The organism is Devosia sp. (assembly GCF_048261455.1).
GTDB lineage: Bacteria > Pseudomonadota > Alphaproteobacteria > Rhizobiales > Devosiaceae > Devosia_A.
Genome location: NZ_JBLXGA010000012.1, coordinates 1 through 21019 on the forward strand (window position 1 = coordinate 1; position 21019 = coordinate 21019).

At 64.5% G+C, this 21019-nt stretch carries 18 protein-coding genes; 10 read left to right on the top strand and 8 right to left on the bottom strand.

Features of this window, described 5'->3' with window-relative positions:
* The first annotated feature begins 1 nt into the window (after window position 1).
* The 10 genes from ACN0TK_RS13020 (at window position 2) to ureG (ending at window position 6491) form a co-directional block, all read left to right on the top strand.
* Window positions 2-289, top strand: coding sequence for an urease subunit beta (locus tag ACN0TK_RS13020; RefSeq protein ID WP_417309944.1), 288 nt, complete (start codon window positions 2-4; stop codon window positions 287-289).
* Window positions 290-404: 115 nt separating this feature from the next.
* Window positions 405-836, top strand: coding sequence for a lysozyme inhibitor LprI family protein (locus ACN0TK_RS13025; RefSeq protein ID WP_417309945.1), 432 nt, complete (start codon window positions 405-407; stop codon window positions 834-836).
* Window positions 837-936: 100 nt separating this feature from the next.
* Window positions 937-1335: a hypothetical protein gene (locus ACN0TK_RS13030; protein WP_417309946.1), complete on the top strand. Its 399-nt coding sequence runs from the start codon at window positions 937-939 to the stop codon at window positions 1333-1335.
* A 166-nt stretch (window positions 1336-1501) separates the two neighbouring features.
* Window positions 1502-3211, top strand: coding sequence for an urease subunit alpha (gene ureC / locus ACN0TK_RS13035; RefSeq protein WP_417309947.1), 1710 nt, complete (start codon window positions 1502-1504; stop codon window positions 3209-3211).
* Window positions 3212-3321: 110 nt separating this feature from the next.
* On the top strand, window positions 3322-3786 hold the full coding sequence (locus ACN0TK_RS13040; RefSeq protein ID WP_417309948.1) for a DUF4126 family protein: 465 nt from the start codon (window positions 3322-3324) through the stop codon (window positions 3784-3786).
* Window positions 3787-3847: 61 nt separating this feature from the next.
* The gene (locus ACN0TK_RS13045; RefSeq protein ID WP_417309949.1) at window positions 3848-4186 is read left to right on the top strand and encodes an MliC family protein; all 339 of its coding nucleotides are present in this window, start codon (window positions 3848-3850) and stop codon (window positions 4184-4186) included.
* Window positions 4187-4278: 92 nt separating this feature from the next.
* The gene (locus ACN0TK_RS13050) at window positions 4279-4767 is read left to right on the top strand and encodes an urease accessory protein UreE (RefSeq protein ID WP_417309950.1); all 489 of its coding nucleotides are present in this window, start codon (window positions 4279-4281) and stop codon (window positions 4765-4767) included.
* Window positions 4768-4774: 7 nt separating this feature from the next.
* Entirely contained in the window at window positions 4775-5437 is a 663-nt protein-coding gene (locus tag ACN0TK_RS13055) for an urease accessory protein UreF (protein WP_417309951.1), read from the top strand.
* On the top strand, window positions 5434-5862 hold the full coding sequence (locus tag ACN0TK_RS13060) for a DUF3995 domain-containing protein (protein ID WP_417309952.1): 429 nt from the start codon (window positions 5434-5436) through the stop codon (window positions 5860-5862). The genes ACN0TK_RS13055 and ACN0TK_RS13060 overlap by 4 nt, the downstream gene beginning before the upstream one ends.
* Window positions 5859-6491 (top strand): urease accessory protein UreG, encoded by a 633-nt coding sequence (gene ureG / locus ACN0TK_RS13065; RefSeq protein WP_417309953.1) that lies wholly within the window; start codon window positions 5859-5861, stop codon window positions 6489-6491. Before ACN0TK_RS13060 ends, ureG begins: the two co-directional genes overlap by 4 nt.
* Window positions 6492-6556: 65 nt before the next feature.
* Here the strand turns inward: ureG and glgX are convergent, their stop codons facing one another.
* The 8 genes from glgX to ACN0TK_RS13105 form a co-directional block, all read right to left on the bottom strand.
* The gene (gene glgX, locus ACN0TK_RS13070; RefSeq protein ID WP_417309954.1) at window positions 6557-8626 is read right to left on the bottom strand and encodes a glycogen debranching protein GlgX; all 2070 of its coding nucleotides are present in this window, start codon (window positions 8624-8626) and stop codon (window positions 6557-6559) included.
* A gap of 13 nt (window positions 8627-8639) precedes the next feature.
* The gene (locus ACN0TK_RS13075; protein WP_417309955.1) at window positions 8640-10271 is read right to left on the bottom strand and encodes an alpha-D-glucose phosphate-specific phosphoglucomutase; all 1632 of its coding nucleotides are present in this window, start codon (window positions 10269-10271) and stop codon (window positions 8640-8642) included.
* Entirely contained in the window at window positions 10252-11712 is a 1461-nt protein-coding gene (gene glgA, locus ACN0TK_RS13080; protein WP_417310066.1) for a glycogen synthase GlgA, read from the bottom strand. The genes ACN0TK_RS13075 and glgA overlap by 20 nt, the downstream gene beginning before the upstream one ends.
* A gap of 25 nt (window positions 11713-11737) precedes the next feature.
* Window positions 11738-13009, bottom strand: a complete 1272-nt coding sequence (glgC, locus tag ACN0TK_RS13085; protein ID WP_417309956.1) for a glucose-1-phosphate adenylyltransferase — start codon at window positions 13007-13009, stop codon at window positions 11738-11740.
* A gap of 25 nt (window positions 13010-13034) precedes the next feature.
* The gene (glgB, locus tag ACN0TK_RS13090; RefSeq protein ID WP_417310067.1) at window positions 13035-15221 is read right to left on the bottom strand and encodes a 1,4-alpha-glucan branching protein GlgB; all 2187 of its coding nucleotides are present in this window, start codon (window positions 15219-15221) and stop codon (window positions 13035-13037) included.
* Between the two features lie 15 nt (window positions 15222-15236).
* Window positions 15237-17714, bottom strand: coding sequence for a glycogen/starch/alpha-glucan phosphorylase (locus ACN0TK_RS13095; protein WP_417309957.1), 2478 nt, complete (start codon window positions 17712-17714; stop codon window positions 15237-15239).
* A gap of 90 nt (window positions 17715-17804) precedes the next feature.
* Window positions 17805-19652 carry a monovalent cation:proton antiporter-2 (CPA2) family protein gene (locus ACN0TK_RS13100; RefSeq protein ID WP_417309958.1) on the bottom strand — a complete coding sequence of 616 codons (1848 nt, stop codon included), beginning with the start codon at window positions 19650-19652 and terminating at the stop codon, window positions 17805-17807.
* 106 nt (window positions 19653-19758) lie between these two features.
* Complete coding sequence (locus tag ACN0TK_RS13105) at window positions 19759-20982, bottom strand: AI-2E family transporter (RefSeq protein WP_417309959.1); 1224 nt, start codon at window positions 20980-20982, stop codon at window positions 19759-19761.
* Window positions 20983-21019 lie beyond the last annotated feature (37 nt).

The window sequence follows — 21019 nt, forward strand, 5'->3', positions numbered from 1 at the left end:
CATCACCCTCGACGGCGAGATCGAGATCAATGCCGGTGCCACGCAGGTGACGCTGGAAGTCGCCAACACCGGCGACCGGCCGATCCAGGTCGGCTCGCACTATCATTTCTTCGAAACCAATGCCGGTCTGGAATTCGACCGTGACCAGGCCCGCGGCATGCGCCTCGACATCGCCGCCGGCACCGCGGTGCGCTTCGAGCCGGGCCAGGCCCGCGAGGTGAAGCTGGTGCCGCTTTCCGGCAAGCGCGAAGTCTACGGCTTTCGCCAGCAGGTGATGGGCAAGCTCTGACCCGAGGCGCACCGTCCGGCGCGCCCCATTGCGGTGAACGGATCGCGCTGTGCCAGCGTTGACCGTCATAGCGTGACGCGCCTGCGTATGCGCGGCCCCGCACGAAAGGATCACCATGACCCACGCTTTGCCCCGCTTCGCCCTCTGCGCCGCCATGCTCACGCCCACCGCCTTCGGATTGTCCGCAATGCCGGCCCTCGCTCAGCAGGACCGCGGCGTCAATTGCGAAGGTGCCTACAAACCGTCCGAAATGAACATCTGCGCCGCCCGCGCCTATGATGCCGCCGACGCCGATTTGAACGCGCAGTGGGACCTGACCTACCCCGCCATGGCCGACTATCCGGGCGCCAAGAGGACCCTCCTCAAAGCCCAGCGTGCCTGGCTGAACTATCGCGACGCCCAGTGCGACGTGATGGCCGCGCCCTACGACGGCGGCTCACTCCACCAGCTGGTCATCTCCAACTGCCTCGCCCAACTGACGCGGAGCCGCACCGAGCAATTGCGCCAGCTGCTGGGCGACGACGACGGTCCCGGCCCCAAGGGCTGAGGCGGGCCGCGGCGCCCTGAACTGTGACTTGCCGCGCCCCGGCATTGGCCAATCTCCATCGAATGCGCTAGCAAGACAGCAACCGACCAAACGAGGCACCATGGCCACCAAGGAAGAAGAGTTCAAAGTCCGGTTCGCCGCCATCATGGCCGATATCGGCGAGAGCGGACGCAAGGACAGTGAGACCATGCTGATGATGGGCAGCCTCGCGTCGACCATGATCGATTCCGTCGAGCGCAAGTCCTGGAAGCAGTTCAAGTCCAAGCTCACGGAAGGCCAGTATTCCGAAGCGCTCACCGGGCTGCAGAATGGTGGCAATGCCGCGCATCGCGAAGGCAAAACCAAGACCGCCTATGTCGCCCAGGCGCTCGGCGCCTCGCTCGTTGCCTCCAAGCAGCACGACAAGGACATCAAGGAATGGGTGAAGACCCTCGATGACCTGATCGAGCGCGCCATCACGGTCTATCGCACCGTGCCGACGCACCGCCGCCCGGTCTGAGCGGCTCCAGCCCCGCCAGCCCGCTCGCAAAAGCAGGTGTTGCACGCCGGATGGCGCGGTTTTTCGCGCTCTTTCGGATGATCCGCCGAAAAACACGGCAGGGCGCTGGACAGCCCGTTTGTTAGGCGGTTGAAATAGCGCCAACGCTTTGCAGGACGCCAGCCTCATGCCCACCAGAATTCCGCGCTCCACCTATGCCCAGATGTATGGCCCGACGACCGGCGACAAGGTCCGCCTCGCCGACACCGAGCTGATCATCGAGGTCGAAAAGGATCTCACCACCTATGGTGAGGAGGTGAAGTTCGGCGGCGGCAAGGTGATCCGCGACGGCATGGGCCAGTCCCAGGTGACGCGCGCCAATGGCGCCGTTGACACGGTGATCACCAACGCGCTGATCGTCGACCATACCGGCATCTACAAGGCCGATGTGGGCCTGCGCGACGGCAAGATCGCCGCCATCGGCAAGGCCGGCAATCCCGACACCCAGCCCAATGTCGACATCATCATCGGCCCGGGCACCGAGGCCATCGCCGGCGAAGGCAAGATCCTCACTGCGGGAGGCTTCGACAGCCATATCCATTTCATCGCGCCCCAGCAGATCGAGGAAGCGCTGATGAGTGGGGTAACGACCATGCTGGGCGGCGGCACCGGCCCGGCCCATGGCACGCTGGCCACAACCTGCACCGGCACTTGGCACATCCACCGGATGATCGAGAGCTTCGATGCCTTCCCGATGAACCTGGCGCTCGCCGGCAAGGGCAATGCTTCGCTTCCAGCCCCGCTCGAGGAAATGGTGCTGGCCGGCGCCTGTTCGCTGAAGCTGCACGAAGACTGGGGCACCACGCCCGCCTCGATCGACAATTGCCTCGCCGTCGCCGACGACTACGACATCCAGGTGATGATCCACACCGACACGCTGAACGAATCCGGCTTCGTCGAAGATACGGTCAACGCCTTCAAGGGCCGCACCATCCACGCCTTCCACACCGAAGGCGCCGGCGGCGGCCACGCCCCCGATATCATCAAGGTCGCGGGGCTGCAGAACGTTCTGCCCTCCTCCACCAACCCGACCCGGCCCTACACGGTCAACACGCTGGCCGAGCATCTCGACATGCTCATGGTCTGCCATCACCTGAGCCCCGCCATTGCCGAGGACGTCGCCTTCGCCGAAAGCCGCATCCGCAAGGAAACCATCGCCGCCGAGGACATCCTCCACGATATGGGCGCCTTCTCGATGATCGCCTCCGACAGCCAGGCCATGGGCCGCGTCGGCGAAGTGATCATCCGCACCTGGCAGACCGCCGACAAGATGAAGCGCCAGCGCGGCAGCCTGCCCGAGGAAACTGGCCATAACGACAATTTCCGCGTGCGCCGCTACATCGCCAAATACACGATCAACCCGGCCATCGCTCACGGTATGAGCCAGCACATCGGCTCGATCGAGGTGGGCAAGCGCGCCGATCTGGTACTGTGGGATCCGGCCTTCTTCGGCGTCAAACCCGACATGATCCTGCTTGGCGGCTCCATCGCGGCAGCCCCTATGGGCGACCCGAACGCCTCGATCCCGACGCCGCAGCCCATGCACTACCGTCCGATGTTCGCCAGCTTCGGCAAGCTCAGGACCTCGTCCTCGGTCACCTTCGTCAGCCAGGCCGCCTATGACAATGACCTGCAGAAATCCCTTGGCGTCGATAAGGGCATGCTGCCTGTTACCAACACCCGTGGCGGCATCTCCAAGGCGTCGATGATCCACAACGCCGCCACCCCCGAGATCGAGGTCGACCCCGAAACCTACGAGGTGCGCGCCAACGGCGAACTGCTCACCTGCGAGCCCGCCGAAGTCGTCCCCATGGCCCAGCGCTATTTCCTGTTCTGACGGCAACTTCGGAACAGCCGTTGAGCCCGGCCGGAGGCACCGCCGCCGGGCCCAACGGAACCTCGCCACCGCACAGCCCGTTTCGCTCCGATAGACCCGGAGCTACTTAAATGATCATTGCCATTCTGATGCTCGGCCTCGCGGCTGGCCTGCGCACTTTCATGCCCCTCGCCGCCATTTCGGTCGCCGCCTTTTTCGGCTGGATCGATCTCAGCGGCACCTGGGCAGCCTTCGTCGGCCATCCGGTTACCACCGTCATTGTGGTCCTCCTGGCGCTAGGCGAACTCTATGGCGATACGCGGCCCGAAACGCCGAGCCGGCTCATGCTACCGGCCCTGATCGGCCGCACGATTGCCGGCGCCCTCGCTGGCCTCATCGTCTCGCTGCCGGCGGGCAATCCCTGGCTGGGGCTGATCCTCGGCGCCATCGCGGGCGTTGCCGGCACCTATGGCGGTCATGCCGCCCGACTGCGGCTCGCCAAGGCGCTGAAGCGTGACCTTCCTGCCGCCCTCATCGAAGACGCCGTGGCCATCGGCCTCGCCTTCGGGGCCATGGCCCTCGTCGCCGGCGCGTGATCCCGCATCGCCAACCCGGCGAATCGGCTAGCCTTCGGTCCACACCAAGGGAGTGGGACCAATGGAAGAGCTTGCCGTCGCCGCAATGATGCAGAATGTCGATGTTTCGGCGCAGGTGGTTCTGTCGCTCGAGGGCGCCTTCGAGCGCAACATCGTCGAATATGACTGCGAGCTGATCGGCACCATAAAGGTCGATTTCATCAACGCCGCGCCCAACTTCCTCGCCATCCTGCCCATCGGGCCCCGCAAGATGGTGTTTGCCAACGTCATGTCCGGCTCGGGCGCCAAATATGTCGCCGGCCAGTTCGAATTCTGGACCAAGGGCACCGAGGCAACGCTCACCGACCTGCAGGCCACCCCGCCCAGCGTCAATTGCACCGAACGGGTCGACACGCCCTGAGGGTTGCGGCGAACCGGCTTAAGCTTTGACAGGGCCGCAGCGGGGGGTAAGCTCCCCGTCAGTGCCCGCCCTCTGATGCAAGAGCCTCATTGATGCCGCAGACGTTTCGCGCCGTGTCCGTCACCCGACACGAACCCGGCGCCCTGCCCGTGCCCTTCGCCCACGCCACCCTGCTGCATGACGAACGCCGCGTTCGCCGCCGCGTCATCCGGCTTGCCGAAGGCGACGACGTGCTGGTCGATTTTGTGCAGCCCGTGACACTGGCCGCCGGCGACTGCCTGAAGCTCGAGGATGGCCGGCTCGTCGAAATCCGGGCGGCCGAGGAAAAGCTCTTCGATATCCGCGGCCGCGACATCACCCACCTGATGCAGCTGGCCTGGCACCTCGGCAACCGCCACACCAAGACCGAAATCTGCACCGGCCCCGATGGCACCGCCGACCGCATCCTCATCCTGCGCGATCACGTTCTGCGCGACATGTTGCGCGGCCTTGGGGCAAAGGTCACCGACGTGGTCGAGCCCTTCTCGCCGATGGATGGCGCCTATGCGCACGATCATGGCCACGCCCTGCTGAACCGGTAACCGCTTGATGACCAATCCGCTGGCGCTGCAACGCCTTCTCACCTGGCTGTCGCCCGCCTTTCCGGTGGGCAGTTTCGCCTGGTCGGCCGGGCTCGAAACCGCCATCGCCAGCGGCACCGTCGCCGATGCAAAAATCCTCGAGGACTGGGTCGGCGCCGCGCTGCACCATGGCGGCATCCGCACCGATGCCATCATCCTTGCCGCCGCCTACGCCGCGCACGACGATACCGCAAAGCTCGCCGAGATCGCCGATCTCTGCCTCGCCCTCACGGCCAGCAAGGAGCGCCACGACGAGCTGACCATCACCGGCGCGGCCTTCGTCAAGGCGCTCGCCGCCTGGCCGTCCGATGTGCTGCAGCGCCTGCCCGACCCCTGCCCCTACCCGCTGGTCGTCGGCGCCGCTGCCGGCGACCACGACATCGGCGTCACCGACACGCTGCGCGCCTTTCTCACCGCGCTGGTCCACGCCCAGGTGTCGGTTGCCGTCCGCCTCGTGCCGCTCGGACAGACCGACGGGCTGACCGTCATGAGCGCCCTCGAGCCGCAGATAGCCACACTGGCTGATTTCGCCGCAGCGGCCAGCCTTGAAGACCTTGGGAGCATCGGCTACGCCGCCGACATCGCCCAGATGCGTCACGAGACGCTCGAGCCCAGGATCTTTCGCTCATGAACATGTTCGTCGCCGCCATCACCTTCGTGCTGCTGCTCACGGTGGCGCTGGGCTGCCTGCTCTGGGCCATGGGCATCCGCTGGCCGATCAAGGATCCCGAACTGCTCGCCCGCGCAACGGTGGGCCGCACCGGCGTCACGCGGCTGCCCAAGCTCTGGTCGCTGGCGGTTTCGATCGTCCTCACCGCTGCCGGCGTGCTCGCCCTGTCGCTGGCCGACCATGACTCGGGCGGTTTCGGCCTCACCCTGCTCGGTCTGCTGGTCGGCCTGCTCTTTGCCGCGCGTGGGGTGCTGGGCTACACTGCCGGCTGGCGGGCCCGGTTTCCCGTCGAACCCTTCGCGACGCTCGACCGGCGCAACTACAGCCCGCTCGCGCTGATCGTCGCCGCCGGCTTCGTCATTCTCGTCGTCATGAGGCTCATATGAAATCGCCCAATGGACCCATCCGCGTCGGCATCGGCGGCCCCGTCGGCTCCGGCAAGACGACGCTGTGCGAAATGCTCTTGAAGGCGATGCGCGATCGCTACTCGATGGCGGTGGTCACCAATGACATCTACACCCAGGAAGACGCGCTGATCCTCAACCGCATGCAGGCGATCTCCGCCGACCGCATCGTCGGGGTGGAGACTGGCGGCTGTCCGCACACGGCGATCCGCGAAGATGCCTCGCTCAATCTCGCGGCCATCGACGATCTGAACCGCAAGTTTCCCGATCTCGATATCGTGCTGATCGAATCCGGTGGCGACAATCTCGCGGCCACTTTCTCGCCCGACCTCGCCGACATCACCATCTATGTTATCTCGGTGGCCCAAGGCGAAAAGATCCCGCGCAAAGGCGGCCCGGCCATTGCCCGCTCGGACCTTTTGGTCATCACCCACACCGATCTGGCGCCCCATGTGAACGCCAGCCTCGAGGTGATGGAATCCGACACCCAGAAAGTGCGCGAAGGCCGGCCCTATGTCTTCACCGACCTGCTGCGCCGCGAAAGCCTCGACGAGATCATCGGCTTCATCGAGCGCATGGGCGGCCTGAGCCCGGCCCAGGCCGCGGAATAGCCGCCACCACCTGATCGTATCGCCCCTAAGGCCAGCGTCGAAACGTCGGTACCGCGACGTGCCCGTCAGGTCTCGGACAGCGCCTCGTCGGCGAGCGCATCGGTTGCTGCGCCATCTTCAACCGTGGCCGCAGCCTCGTCTGCCTTCACCAGCACGGTCACGCTGCGCGGCGGCAGGGTCGCCGCCTGGTCCGCCACGGCAACATGCGCCTGATCGTCCGAAACCAGCCCGACCGTCCACTCCCCGTCCGGCAGATGCGCCAGCACCGGCTCCATCCGCCGGTTGAACCAGACGATCAGCTCTTCGCTGGCCGATTGCAGCCACATGCCGAGCACCGAGCCGCCGTCCTCGTTCCAGTCGCCGTCGGTCATCTCGCGCCCATCGGGATGCAGCCAGGTGACGTCGCGGATGCCGTTCTTCACCTGCCCGGTGAGGAAATGGTCATGTGTGATCACCGGATGCGCCCGCCGAAAGGCGTTGACCGCCGCCACGAAATCGACCAGCGCGCCATCGGCGCTTTCCCAGTCGACCCAGGTGATCTCATTGTCCTGCGCATAGGCATTGTTGTTGCCCTGCTGCGTGCGGCCCATTTCGTCGCCCTGCTGGATCAGCACCAGCCCGCGCGACAGGAACAGCGTCGCCAGCATGGCGCGCACATCGCGCGAGCGCTGCTGGTTGATCGCCGGGTCGTCGGTCGGGCCTTCGACCCCGCTGTTCCACGAATAATTATTGTCGTGCCCGTCGCGATTGTCCTCGCCATTGGCCTCGTTGTGCTTGTCGCTGTAGCTCACCAGATCTCGCAGCGTGAACCCGTCGTGCACGGCCAGCATGTTGACGCCGGCGCTGGGCTTGCGTCCGGGGAAATCGAAGATTTCAGCCGATCCGGCAACCTTGCCGGCCAGCGCCCCCACCTTGCCCCGATCGCCCCGCCAGAAGGAGCGCACCTGATCGCGATAGGTGTCGTTGTGCTCGTGGAATTCCTTGCCGAACCGGCCGAGCTGATAGCCACCCGGGCCCGGATCCCAGGGTTCCGCGACGAGGATCGATTTCGACAGCACCGGATCGGCCTTGATGGCCTTGAGCATCTCGGCGTCAGGGTTGAACCCCGGCTCGCGCCCGAGTATCGGCGCCAGATCGAAGCGGAAGCCGGAGACGCCCAGCTCCTGGACGTAATAGCGCAGGCTCTCGATCACCAACCGCTGCACCGCCGGGTGGTCGCAGCGCAGCGTATTGCCCGTGCCCGTATCGTTGACCAGCTGCTGTTTGCCGTCGACTTCGACGAAGCGATAATAGGTATGTGCGTCGAGCCCCATCATCGACAGCATCGGCCCCTGCGCATCGCCCTCGCCGGTGTGGTTGTAGACCACGTCGAGGATCACCGAGATCCCCGCCTTGCGATAGACATCGGTCATGTGCCGCAATTCCTGCGGCCCGCGCGGCGCCAGCCTTGGGTCGACGGCGAAATAGGCGACGGGGTTGTAGCCCCAGGCATTGGTCAGCCCCAGCGCCGGCAGATGACCCTCGTCGATCCACGCCGCCGTGGGCATCAACTGCACCGTGTCGATGCCGAGATATCGGAAATGGTCGACAACCCGCTTGGTGGTCAGCCCGGCAATCGTACCGCGGAGCGGCCCCTGCACCGAAGGATGGCGCATGGTGAAGCCGCGCACATTGAGCTCGTAAAAGCTCTGCGGCGCCTTGCGGCGCGGCGATGCCAGCTTCTCGCTCGGCGCGGTGACGATCGCCTTGGGAATCAGCGGCGCGGTATCCACCGCGTCCTCGCGCGGCAGGCGCAGCCGCGGCGAGCGCACGAACACCCGGTCGAGCCGCCGCGCATAGGGATCGACCAGCAGCTTGTGCGGATCGAAGAAATAGCCCTGGTCCGGATCGTAGCGGCCGTCGGCCCGCAACCCGTATTTCGCACCGGCGCCGATCCCGCCGATCAGACCATACCAGATATTGTCCGCGCGCCCGTCGAGCGCGAACCGCCCGATCTCGCTGTCCGCCTCATCATACAGCGACACCCATATGGTCGTCGCAGCTTCCGAATAGACGGCGAAATTCACCCCGTCGGGGGTGATGGTGGCGCCAAGCTGCTCGGGGCTGCCGGCGCCTTTGATCAGTTCTGGTGTCACTGGCTGGAAGGCCTCAGGTGATAACGCTTGGCGTATCGCGACCGGTACGGGAACGGATTTCGGCGAGCGCGTCTGCGATGGTGATCAGGTCGGCGAGCGCCGCCTGGGTATCGAGGTCATGCTGCCCGTGCGGCGGCTCGTAACGCTCGAGATAGACGCGCAACGTCGCGCCCACGGTGCCCGTTCCACTCAGGCGGAAAACGATCCGGCTGCCATCGGCAAAGCCGATCCGCACACCCTGCTTGGCGCTGGTCGAGCCATCGACCGGGTCGTTATAGGTGAAGTCATCGGCCAGAACGATCTCATGGCCGTGCTGCATCTGCCCCTGCAGTCCAGCGAGCGACTCGCGCAGCGCGTCCATCAGCTCGTTGGCCACCTCAAGATCGACCTCTTCATAGTCGTGCCGGGTGTAGTAGTTCCGTCCGTAGGTCGCCCAGTGGTCGCGCACGATGGCGTCGACGCTCTGCTCGCGGGCCGCCAGCACATTGAGCCAAAGCAGCACGGCCCACAGCCCGTCTTTTTCGCGCACGTGGTTCGAGCCGGTGCCAGCACTCTCCTCGCCGCAGATCGTCACCTTGCCCGCGTCGAGCAGGTTGCCGAAGAACTTCCAGCCGGTCGGCGTCTCGTACATGCCGACGCCCAGCTTTTCCGCCACGCGATCGGCAGCAGCGCTGGTCGGCATCGAACGCGCGATGCCGGCGATCCCCTCCGAGTAGCCTGGGGCGTACGAGGCATTGGCGGCAAGGATCGCCAGGGAGTCCGACGGCGTCACGAACCGGCCCTTGCCGATGATCAGGTTGCGATCGCCGTCACCATCAGAGGCCGCACCGAAATCGGGCGCGTCGGCGCTCATCATCAGATCGTACAGATCCTTGGCATGAACGAGGTTCGGGTCGGGATGACCGCCGCCGAAATCCGGGAGCGGCGTGCCGTTGATCACCGTGCCTTCCGGCGCGCCCAGCTGCTCTTCGAGGATGCGCTTGGCATATGGGCCGGTCACTGCATGCATCGCGTCAAAGCGCATGGTGAAGCCATTGGCAAACATCGCGCGGATTCGCTCGAAGTCGAACAGCTCGGCCATCAGCGCGGCATAGTCGGTCACCGGATCGATCACCTCGACCACCATCGGGCCGGAATGGTGCGTACCGATGCTCGCAAGATCGACATCCGGCGCATCGATCGTCAGATAGCGGTCGATCTCCTTGGTCCGCGCGAATACCGCATCCGTGATCTTTTCCGGCGCCGGGCCGCCATTCGACACATTATACTTGATGCCGAAATCGCCATCCGGGCCGCCAGGATTGTGGCTGGCCGACAGGATGATCCCGCCGAACGCATTGTGGTGGCGGATCACATGGCTGGCGCCGGGCGTCGACAGCAGCCCGTTCTGCCCCACCAGCACCGTGCCGAAGCCGTTGGCCGCGGCGATGCGGATGATCTTCTGGATCGCGACATCGTTGAAATAGCGCCCGTCCCCGCCGATGACGAGCGTTTTGCCCTTGAACCCATCGAGGCTGTCGAAGATCGACTGCACGAAGTTCTCGACATAGTTCTCCACCATGAAGGCGGCGGTTCGCTTCCTGAGCCCAGACGTTCCCGGCTTCTGGTCGGTAAACGGCTTGGTATCAACGGTCAGGATCGACATTCTCGTTCAGCCCCAGGACAGATGCGTAAAGGTTGGCGTATTTCTCGGCGCTCGCTTCCCACGAGACATCCGACTTCATCCCACGGCGCTGCATCTTGTGCCAGACCTTGGGCCGGTGAAAAAGCTCGATTGTCCGCCGGATGGCCTCTTCGAACGCTTCCTCGGTGGCCGGAGAAAACACGACGCCGGTGCTCACCCCCGCCTCGATCGCCGCCTCATTGGCATCGATCACCGTATCAGCCAGGCCGCCAACACGACTCACGACCGGAATGCAACCATAGCGTAGCCCGTAGAGCTGCGTCAGGCCGCACGGTTCGAACCGCGAAGGAATGAGAATGGCATCGGACCCCGCCTGAATCAGGTGGCTGAGTTCCTCGTCATAGCCGATCTCCACGCCGATGCGACCCGGATGCCGGGCGGCAGCCGCCGCAAAGCCGCTCTCCAGCGCCGCCTCGCCCGAGCCCAGCACCACCAGGCTCGCGCCCTGCTCGACCAGCCGGTCGCACAGCGGCAGCAGCATATCGAGCCCCTTCTGCCAGGTCAGGCGGCTGACCACCGAAAAGATCGGCCCGTCTGCGGGCGACAGTCCGAAGCGCGTGCTCAGTGCCTGCCGGCTCGCGCCGCGCCCGGCCAGCGTCGAGACCGTATAGCGCTGCGGCAGCGCCGCGTCCTCGGCCGGGTTCCAGGCCGTGGTGTCGATGCCGTTCAGAATGCCGAACACCGAGTCGGCGCGCGATTGCAGCAGCCCTTCGAACCCCATGCCATAGGCCGCGGTCCGGATCTCGTGCGCATAGGTCGGGCTCACCGTGGTGATGGCATCCGCCGAATGCAGCCCGGCTTTCAGAAAGCTCATATTGCCGAAGAACTCGATCGCGTTCTCGTCCGCTGCCCGATAGTCGAGCCTGAGCGCCGGAAACTGGTCCCAGCCAAACACGCCCTGAAACGCGATATTGTGCACCGTCAGCACGGTCTTGGCGGCGACTGGTGCGTTGTAGCGCACATAGGCCGGTGCAAGACCCGCCTGCCAGTCGTGGCAGTGCAGCAGCTCCGGCACATAGCCCTCCACCACGCCATTGGCGAGCTGGTAGGCCGCAAAGCTCAGCGCCGCAAAGCGCATCGCATTGTCCGGCCAGTCATTGCCATTCGGCCCCACATAAGGGTTGCCCGGCCGGTCGAACAGATGCGGCGCGTCTAGCGCGATGACATCGAGCCCCCCGGCCCTGCCGGCCAGCAGACGCGCCGACCCGCCGAAGAAGCTCTCGAACCCGTGCACATCGCGGCCGCTCTCGAGCGCTGCCATCACCTTGGGATAACCCGGCAGCAGCACCCGCATGGACACGCCATGCGGGGCCAGTGCCGAAGGCAGCGCGCCCACCACATCCGCCAGTCCACCGGTCTTGATCAGCGGATAGGCCTCCGAGGCGACCGACAGGACTTCAATCATATGGCTTCGTCCACTTGGCCGCTCAGCGGCTCTCCAGATATTTGTCGATCATCGGCTGGGTGATCAGCGTCACCCCGGTCTCGCTGCGGCGGAACCACTTGGCGTCGAACTCCGGATCCTCGCCGACCACCAGACCTTCGGGAATATTGATCCCGCGATCAACGATCACCTTGCGCAGCCGTGCGCCGCGCCCGATCGTGCAATCGGGCAGCACCACCGCCTCATGCAGCTCCGAATAGGAATGCACCCGCGACCCTGTCGACAGCAGCGTCCGGTCCAGCGCACCACCCGAAACGATGCAGTCGCCAGAGACCAGCGAATTCACCGCCGTGCCGCGCCTCCCGTCGAAATCATGCACGAACTTGGCCGGCGGCGTCAGTTCCGCATAGGTCCAGATGGGCCAGTCCTTGTCATAAAGGTCAAGCTGCGGCGTCACGTCGGTGAGGTCGATATTGGCCTTCCAATAGGCGTCGATCGTGCCGACATCGCGCCAATAGGCCACCTGCTCATTCGGCGAGCGCACGCAGGAGCGCGGGAAGCGGTGCGCCCAGGCGCTGCCGTTCTTGACGATATGCGGAATGATGTCCTTGCCGAAATCACGGTTCGATCCGGGCGTTGCCGCGTCGCGCCGCAGCTGGTCCATAAGGAACTTGGTCTCGAACACATAAATACCCATCGAGGCCAGCGCGATCTCCGGCTTGTCCGGAATGCCCGGCGGGTCCTTGGGCTTTTCGATGAAATCAACGATCTTGTCGCGCCCGTCGACATGCATCACCCCGAAGCCGGTCGCCTCCATGCGCGGCACCTCGAGGCAGCCGACGGTGACATCAGCGCCCGTATCCACGTGCTGGCGCAGCATCACCTCGTAGTCCATCTTGTAGATGTGGTCGCCGGCGAGCAGCACGATATAGCGCGGGCCGTAGTCCTCGATGATGTCCATGTTCTGGAATACGGCGTCGGCGGTGCCCTCATACCATTGCGTTTCCGAAACGCGCTGGCTGGCGGGGAGCACGTCGAAACTCTCGTTGCGCTCGGTCCTGAGGAAGTTCCAGCCGCGCTGCAGATGGCGGATCAGCGAATGGGCCTGATACTGCGTCGCAACCGAAATACGCCGGATGCCCGAGTTCAGCGCGTTGGACAGCGCGAAATCGATGATGCGGCTCTTGCCGCCGAAATAGACGGCCGGCTTGGCGCGGCGGTCCGTGAGCTCGTGCAGCCGCGTGCCGCGGCCGCCGGCCAGAACGTAGGCCATGGCCTCACGCGCGAGCGGCGATGGGTTGCGATAGTCAGCCATTCAATTCCTCCCTGAACCCTGCCCCTCAGGCCGGTTCGTACTGCAGATACAGCGTCGACATGGGCGGCAGATAGACATCTGCATATGCCCCGAGACCCTCCACCTCACTGGAACGCGCAATCACCCGTCCCTGGTTGCCTTTGTTCGTGCCACCGTACCAGCCGGCATCCGTATTGAGCCGTTCTACCCAGTTGCCGGCGAGCGGCATGGGAACACGATAGTCCACCCGCGGTTCCGGCGTCATGTTACAAATCACCACCACCGGCGCTTCTCCGGGCGCCTTGCGGGTAAAGGCGAACACCGAGTTCGCCTGGTCATTGCCAACCAGCCATTCGAAACCCTCGGGCTCATTGTCCCGCGCGTGCAGCGCCGGCAGTTCGCGATAGACCGCGTTGAGGTCGGCCACCAGCCGGCGGATGCCCTCATGCGCCGGCGCTTCGAGCAGGTACCAGTCGAGCCCCTTGGCGTCGTTCCATTCCTCGCGCTGGCCGAATTCCTGCCCCATGAACAACAGCTTCTTGCCCGGCCAGCCCCACATGAAGCCGTAATAGGCCCGAAGCCCGGCAAACTGCTGCCAGTCGTCGCCGCTCATCTTGTCGAGCAGCGAGCCCTTGCCATGCACCACCTCGTCGTGGCTGAGCGGCAGGATGAAGTTTTCCGAAAACGCATAGAGCGCCGCAAAGGTCATGTCGTTGTGGTGGTAGCGCCGGTAGATCGGGGCACGCGACATGTAGCGCAGCGTGTCGTTCATGAACCCCATGTTCCACTTGAACCCGAAGCCCAGCCCCCCGGCATCGGCCGGCGCGCTCACCCCGTTCCATGAGGTCGACTCTTCGGCGATCATCATGACGCCCGGATGAAGCCGATAGGCTTCGGTATTGACGCGCTTGAGAAAGTCGACCGCCTCGAGATTGTGGTTGCCGCCGAACTGGTTCGGCACCCACTCCCCCGGCTGGCGCGAATAATCGAGATAGAGCATCGACGCCACGGCATCGACGCGCAGCCCGTCGATGTGGAATTTATCGAGCCAGAACAGCGCATTGTTGACGAGGAAACTCACCACCTCGCGCCGCCCGAAATTGTAGATCGCCGTGTTCCAGTCGGGGTGATAGCCCTTGCGCGGATCGAGATGCTCGTAAAGCGCCGTGCCGTCGAACCGCGCCAGCCCGTGTTCGTCGGTCGGGAAATGCGCCGGCACCCAGTCGAGGATCACCCCTAGCCCGGCCGCATGCGCCGCATCGACGAAGCGTGCGAAATCATGCGGATCGCCGAACCGCGCCGTCGGTGCATAGAGCCCTGTCGGCTGATAGCCCCAGCTGGGGTCGAACGGATGCTCCGAGATCGGCAGCAGCTCGATATGGGTATAGCCGAGGTCGGTCGCATAGGGGATCAACTGCTCGGCCAGCTGCTCATAGCTCATGAAGCTGCCATCGGCGCGCTTGCGCCACGAGCCGAGATGCACCTCGTAGATGGATACCGGCTTGCGCCGCCAGTCCTGCTCGGCGCGCCGGGCCATATAGGCGTCGTCGGTCCAGGCGAAAGGCGTCGGGTCCGCCACCACCGAGGCCGTCATCGGTCGCATCTCGGATTGCTGGGCGAATGGATCCGCCTTCAGCGGCCGCAGCGTGCCGTTCTGGTCGACGATCTCGTATTTGTAGATCGTGCCTGGTCGCACGCCGGGAATGAACACTTCCCAGATGCCATTGTTGATCCGCACCCGCATCTGATGCCGGCGCCCGTCCCAGTCGTTGAACGGACCGACGACGCTGACCCGCTGCGCGTTCGGCGCCCACACCGCGAAATGCGTGCCCTCGACCCCCTCGAAACTCATGAAATGCGCGCCGAGCTTGTCGAACAGCCGCAGATGCGAGCCTTCACCGATGTAATAGTCGTCCATCGGCCCCAGCACGGGCCCGAAGCTGTAGGGGTCGAGCACCGTCCACTCGCCACCGGCATTGCGCGCCTGATAGCTCACGGGCGTGCGTCCGCTGACACGCACCTTGCCCTCGAAGAACCCGGCGTCGTCGCGCCGGGTCAGCTCACCCAGCACCTTGCCGTCAAGACTGAGCGCGGTGACGCTTTCGGCGTGGGGGATGAAGCAGCGCGCCACCCACCCGTCGTCGGTCTCATGCAGTCCGAGAACGCGAAACGGGTCGGCGGACCGCCCCGCGACAACCGAGCGGATGTCGCTGTCATCCGCCTGCCACGCCATCTTGCTCACGCCTGACTACGCCCCGGTGACCGGGACCCCCCAGATCTCTTCCGCATACTGCCGGATTGTCCGGTCTGAGGAGAACCAGCTCACATGCGCCGTGTTCCGGATGGCCATCGCATACCATTTCTGCGGGTCATTCCACAGCGCGTCGACCTTGCGCTGCGCGGCGGCGAACGCATCGAAATCGCGCGCCACCATGAACCAGTCATGGTCGTAGAGCCCGCCGATCAGGTCGCGGTAGCGATCCGGATCGTCCGGCGAGAAGACGCCCGTCGCGATCGCTTCCAGCGCCTCTTTCAGCATTGGCGAGCTTTCGATGGCATTCAGCGGCACTTCGCTGCGGGCCCGCTTGTCGGCCACTTCCTCGGCGGTGAGGCCGAAGATCACCATGTTGTCGCTGCCGACCTGCTCCAGCATCTCGACATTGGCACCGTCCAGCGTGCCGATGGTCAGCGCACCATTGGCCATGAACTTCATGTTGCCAGTACCCGAGGCCTCCATACCGGCCGTCGAGATCTGCTCGCTCAGGTCTGCCGCCGGAATGATGGTTTCAGCCAGGCTCACATTGTAGTTCGGCAGGAACACCACCTTGAGCAGCCCACGCACCGCCGGGTCGTTGTTGATGACCTTGGCGACGTCGGTGATCATCTTGATGATCAGCTTGGCGTTCCAGTAGCTCGGCGCCGCCTTGCCAGCGAAAATCTTCACCCGCGGCGCCCATTTGCGCTCCGGATGCGAGCGCATCGCGGAATATTGCGCCACCGTCTCGATGATGTTGAGCAGCTGGCGCTTGTATTCGTGGATCCGCTTGATGTGGACGTCGAACATCGCATCCGGCGACACCACCACGCCCACACGGTCGCGGATCACCTGCGCCAGACGCTCCTTGTTGACCCGCTTGGCCGCAGCGAACTGCTTCTGGAATTCCGGGTCGTCGGCATGCTTGTCGAGCTTGGCCAGCGCGCTGAAATCGTCGAGGAATTCCGGCCCGATCCGATCACTGATCAGCTTGGTCAGACCCGGGTTGCACTGCATCAGCCAGCGCCGCTGCGTCACGCCGTTGGTCTTGTTGTTGATCCGCTCGGGATAAAGGCTGTTGAGATCGGCGAACACCGTCTGCTTCATCAGCTCGGTATGCAGCGCCGAAACGCCATTGATCGAATGGCTGCCGACAAAGGCCAGCTGCCCCATCCGCACCCGGCGCGAGCCATGCTCGTCGATCAGCGACACGTTGGCGATCTGCTCGTCGGTGAACCCGGCACCCTCGCGCGCCTCTTGCAGCACCTCGGCATTGATGGCGTAGATGATCTGCATCTGGCGCGGCAGCATGCGCTCGAGCAGCGCCACCGGCCAGGTTTCCAGCGCCTCGGGCAGCAGCGTGTGGTTGGTGTAGCCGAAAGTACCCTTGGTCAGCTTCCAGGCATCGGCCCACTTCATCCCGTGGATGTCGATCAGGATGCGCATCAGCTCGGCAATCGAGATCGCCGGATGCGTGTCATTGAGCTGGATCGCGACCTTGTCGCTGAGCGAGCCCAGATCGCCGTATTGCTGCATGTGCCGGCGCACGATGTCCTGCAGCGAGGCGGAGGAGAAGAAGAACTCCTGGCGCAGCCGCAGCTCCTGGCCTGCCGCGGTTGAATCGGCAGGGTAGAGAACCCGCGTAATCGCTTCTGCCTTCGAGCTTTCTGCCAGGGCGCCGATGTGGTCGCCCGAATTGAACTTGTCGAGCAGGATCGGGTCGACCGGCTGCGCACTCCACAGCCGCAGCGTGTTCACCCGCTTGCCGCGCCAGCCGACGATCGGCGTGTCGAACGCCACCGCCAGCACATGCTCGGACGGACGCCATTCGAGCCGCGTCGAGCCATCGGGCTCCTGCACCGGCTCAACATGGCCACCGAAGCCGACCTCGTAGGTGCTCTCGCGCCGCTCGAACTCCCACGGATTGCCATGCGCCAGCCAGTCTTCCGGCAGTTCGACCTGCCAGCCTTCGCTCATTTCCTGGCGGAACAGGCCGTGCGCGTATCGGATACCGTAGCCATAGGCCGGGATGTCGATCGACGACATGGATTCGAGGAAACACGCCGCCAGCCGACCGAGGCCGCCATTGCCGAGTGCCGCATCGGGCTCGAGATTGATCAGATCGCCGAGATCGACGTCGAAACTGGTCAGCGCATCGCGCACCGATTCCATCAGGCCCAGATTGCTCATTGCATCGCGCATCAGCCGGCCGATCAGGAATTCGAGGCTCAGGTAATAGACGCGCTTGTTCGAAGTCCGCCAGGTTTGCCGGCTGGACTCCATCCACTGGTCGATGATGCGGTCGCGCACGGCCAGAATTGTCGCCTTCAGCCAGTCGTGCGGCCGGGCGACAATCGGGTCCTTGCCGACAGAATAAGTTAGTTTTTCAAGGATTTCAGCCTGCAGCGCCTCAGCATCTAGGGCGCGCGGCTCGGGGATTGGGGCATCAAGGACAATTGGCTTATGGGCCATGAACGCAATTCCTGCTGCATGTTTCGACTTCCCCTCGTAAGGGCACCTTTGCACTTAATGAGAACGGGGGGAAGACCCGCCCAGCGCGCCTCAGATCTTCCCGTCAGGCTCGGCTGACACAGGAAGAACTGGCTCCGCCGGTCCCTTTACACTGCCGCTTTCACGGGCTTGATCGTCGGCGTTCGAAAGCAGCAGATCGCGCCCCGCCTGCATACCGCCGACCACCTGTGCGGCGAACCGTTGCCGGTCACGTTCGCGGACCCCTTCCACCAGATCCGCGATTTCGCCGCTGTCGGTCCCCAGACGCCGCAATGTCTCGCTGCTGAAGCTCAGTGCCGATTCGAACAGCTCGCGAATCTGGTACTCGACCCCGAGCTTGACCAGTTCGATCGCATGACCGCGGTCGAAGGCCCGCGCCAGCACCTGCGACAGCGGGAATTCCGATTTCAGCAGTTCGACGATGCGCAGCGAGTCGGCCTTCTTGTCGACGCACACCAGAACGATCTCGGCCGTCTCTGCGCCCGCGGCGTGCAGAATATCGAGCCGTGTCCCGTCGCCATAATAGACCTTCATGCCGAAGCGCGAGGCCACGCGGATCATTTCGGCATCATTGTCGATGATCGCGACCGAGTAGCCCTTGGCGATCAGAGGCTGGCTGGCGATCTGACCGAACCGGCCGAAGCCGATCAGCAGCACATTGCCCTTCAGCCCATTCGGCTCCTCCATCCCCTCCATCGAGACCTGAGGCTCCGGCAGCAGCTTCAGCAGCATCATCGAGAACGGCGTCAACACCATCGAGATGATCACCGTGGCGGTAAAGATCGCGTTCTGTTCCGAGCTGATGAGACCGCTCGACACCGCCGTGCTGAACAGCACGAAAGCGAATTCGCCGCCCTGCGCCATCAGCATGGCGCGCGACAGCGCCTCGGCATGATCCGCCTTCAGCACCCGCGCCAGCCCGTAGATCGCGATGGCTTTCACCACCATGTAGCTCACCACCGAAATGGCGATCAGCTGCCACTGCTCCGCGACCACCGACAGGTCGAGCGACATGCCTACGGCCAGAAAGAAAAGCCCCAGCAGCAGTCCGCGGAACGGCTCTACATCGGCTTCCAGCTGATGACGGAAACTGGACGTCGACAGCAGCACCCCGGCAAGGAACGCCCCCATCGCCATCGAGAGCCCACCGACCTGGAACAGCAGCGCGGCGCCCAGCACCACCAGCAGCGCCGCAGCTGTCATCACCTCTCGGGCCCGGGCATTGGCGAGAATGCGGAACATCGGATTCAGCACCAGCCGGCCGACGAAGCCCAGCGCCGCTATGCTTGCCACGGCGAGCCCGACGGCTATCCATGGGTTGGCCGCCTCTCCCGTGCCGTCCGACGGCGCCATCAGCGCCACCACACCCAACAGCGGCACGATCGCCAGATCCTCGAGCAGCAGGATCGAAACGACCTTCTGTCCACTGGCACTCGCCATTTCGCCGCGCTCGGCCAGCAATTGCATGACGATCGCCGTCGAGGTGAGCACGAAGCCCATACCGGCGACGAAGGCCACCGGCGGCGAAAACCCGACGAGGACGCCGACACCGGTCAGCAATGCGCCGCTGATCGCCACCTGCAACACACCGAGCCCGAAGATCTGCCGGCGCAGGGCCCACAGCTTCCCCGGCTCCATCTCAAGACCGATGATGAACAGGAACAATACGACGCCGAGTTCGGCCGCGTGCAGGATCGCCTCGGGATCGTTGACCAGCTGCAGTCCGAACGGACCGACCGCCAACCCCGCTGCCAGATAGCCGAGCACCGAGCCGAGGCCCAGCCGCCGGAAGATAGGCACCGCGATGACCCCTGCCGCCAGCAGCGCAACGACCTGGACCAGATCTACCCCGCCATGCGCCGCAGTCTCCGCAGCATGGCTCGCAAGTTCGCCCGCCATCGTGCCCCCTGTCGCGGAAATTGAAGCTGACAGGTTTGAGTGGCCCCGCGGGCAGCGTCAAGGCTGCCCACAGGTGCAGGTACGGGAAGCTGACCTGCGTCAGACGCTACTCTGCGGGCTTGGCAGCCGGGGAATCAAAGCGAGCTTCGCTCTCGGGCGATGGCGGCATGTGCACGGGTTCCGCGTGCCTGGTGTCGGCCGAGGCGCCGCGCGCCAGCCGGCGCCGCTGCCGCGGCGTCGCCACGTCACGCGTCGGCAGGATGTGGGTGGCGAAGGAATAGAGCATCAGCAGCGACGGGATCGCCACCAGACCGCCCACAGGACCCCAGGCCCAAAGCCAGATCGTCAGCGACAGGAAGATCATGAACGGGTTGATGGTCATCGTGTGCCCGAGCAGATTGGGCGTCACGAAATTGCCTTCGACGAAATTGACGCTCCAGTAGAGCGCCACTGGAAGAAAGGCCCCGCCGATCGTCCCGGTCGTCCCCAACCCGGTGAGGAACAGGATCACGGCCATGAACGCCTGCCCGACGAACGGGATATAGTTCAGCACGGCGGCCAGCGCGCCCCACAGCAGCGGCGTCGGCATGCCGGCACCCCACATGAGCAGGCCAACCACTGTGCCCACCCCGATGTTCACCATCGTGATGGTCAGCAGATATTTCGACACCTTCTGCTCGACGTCACGGAAGGCGTGTGCGGCGCGCCAGCGCAAGCGGCGGCTGACGCACAGCGACAGCACCGAGATGCGAATGTTCTCGCGCGTCGCGATGAAGAAATAGAGGCTCACGAGGAACATCAGCACCTGCGCCAGGATGCTGGGTGCCATCAGCGCGATACCGGTGACCGTGCTCGAATCCTCGACCGATACCGACATCGCGTCATTGCCACCCAGAATGCCAGAGACCTGATCTTGCAGGGCCCCGATGGCCTCGAGCGGCTGACGCAGGTTCGCGAGCTCTTCCTGAAGCTGCACCCAGATCTGCGGCAGCCGGGCGCTCCATTCGGCGAGCGGACCAAAAAACATCACGCCACCAACCACGATGACCGCCAGCAGCAGCAACACGACGACCGCTGCCGACAGCATTTCCGGCACGCCGCGCTGCTCCATCGCGTCTGCGACCGGGCCGAACATCAACCCGATCACAACGGCCAGGAAGACCGGGGCCAGAATGAACTGTGCTGTCTGGATGGCCACGAAGGCCGTGATGACGCCAATCAGAATGACTGCGATCTGCGCAGAGTTTCCAAGTACGCGCTCGAAATTGGTCTGCTGGATTTCTTTTGCCAGCCGAAGCGATGGCCGCTGTCGTCCGAAACTGATGGCCATGACTTCTCTCTCGTTTCCGTTGGCATCACAACGTCTA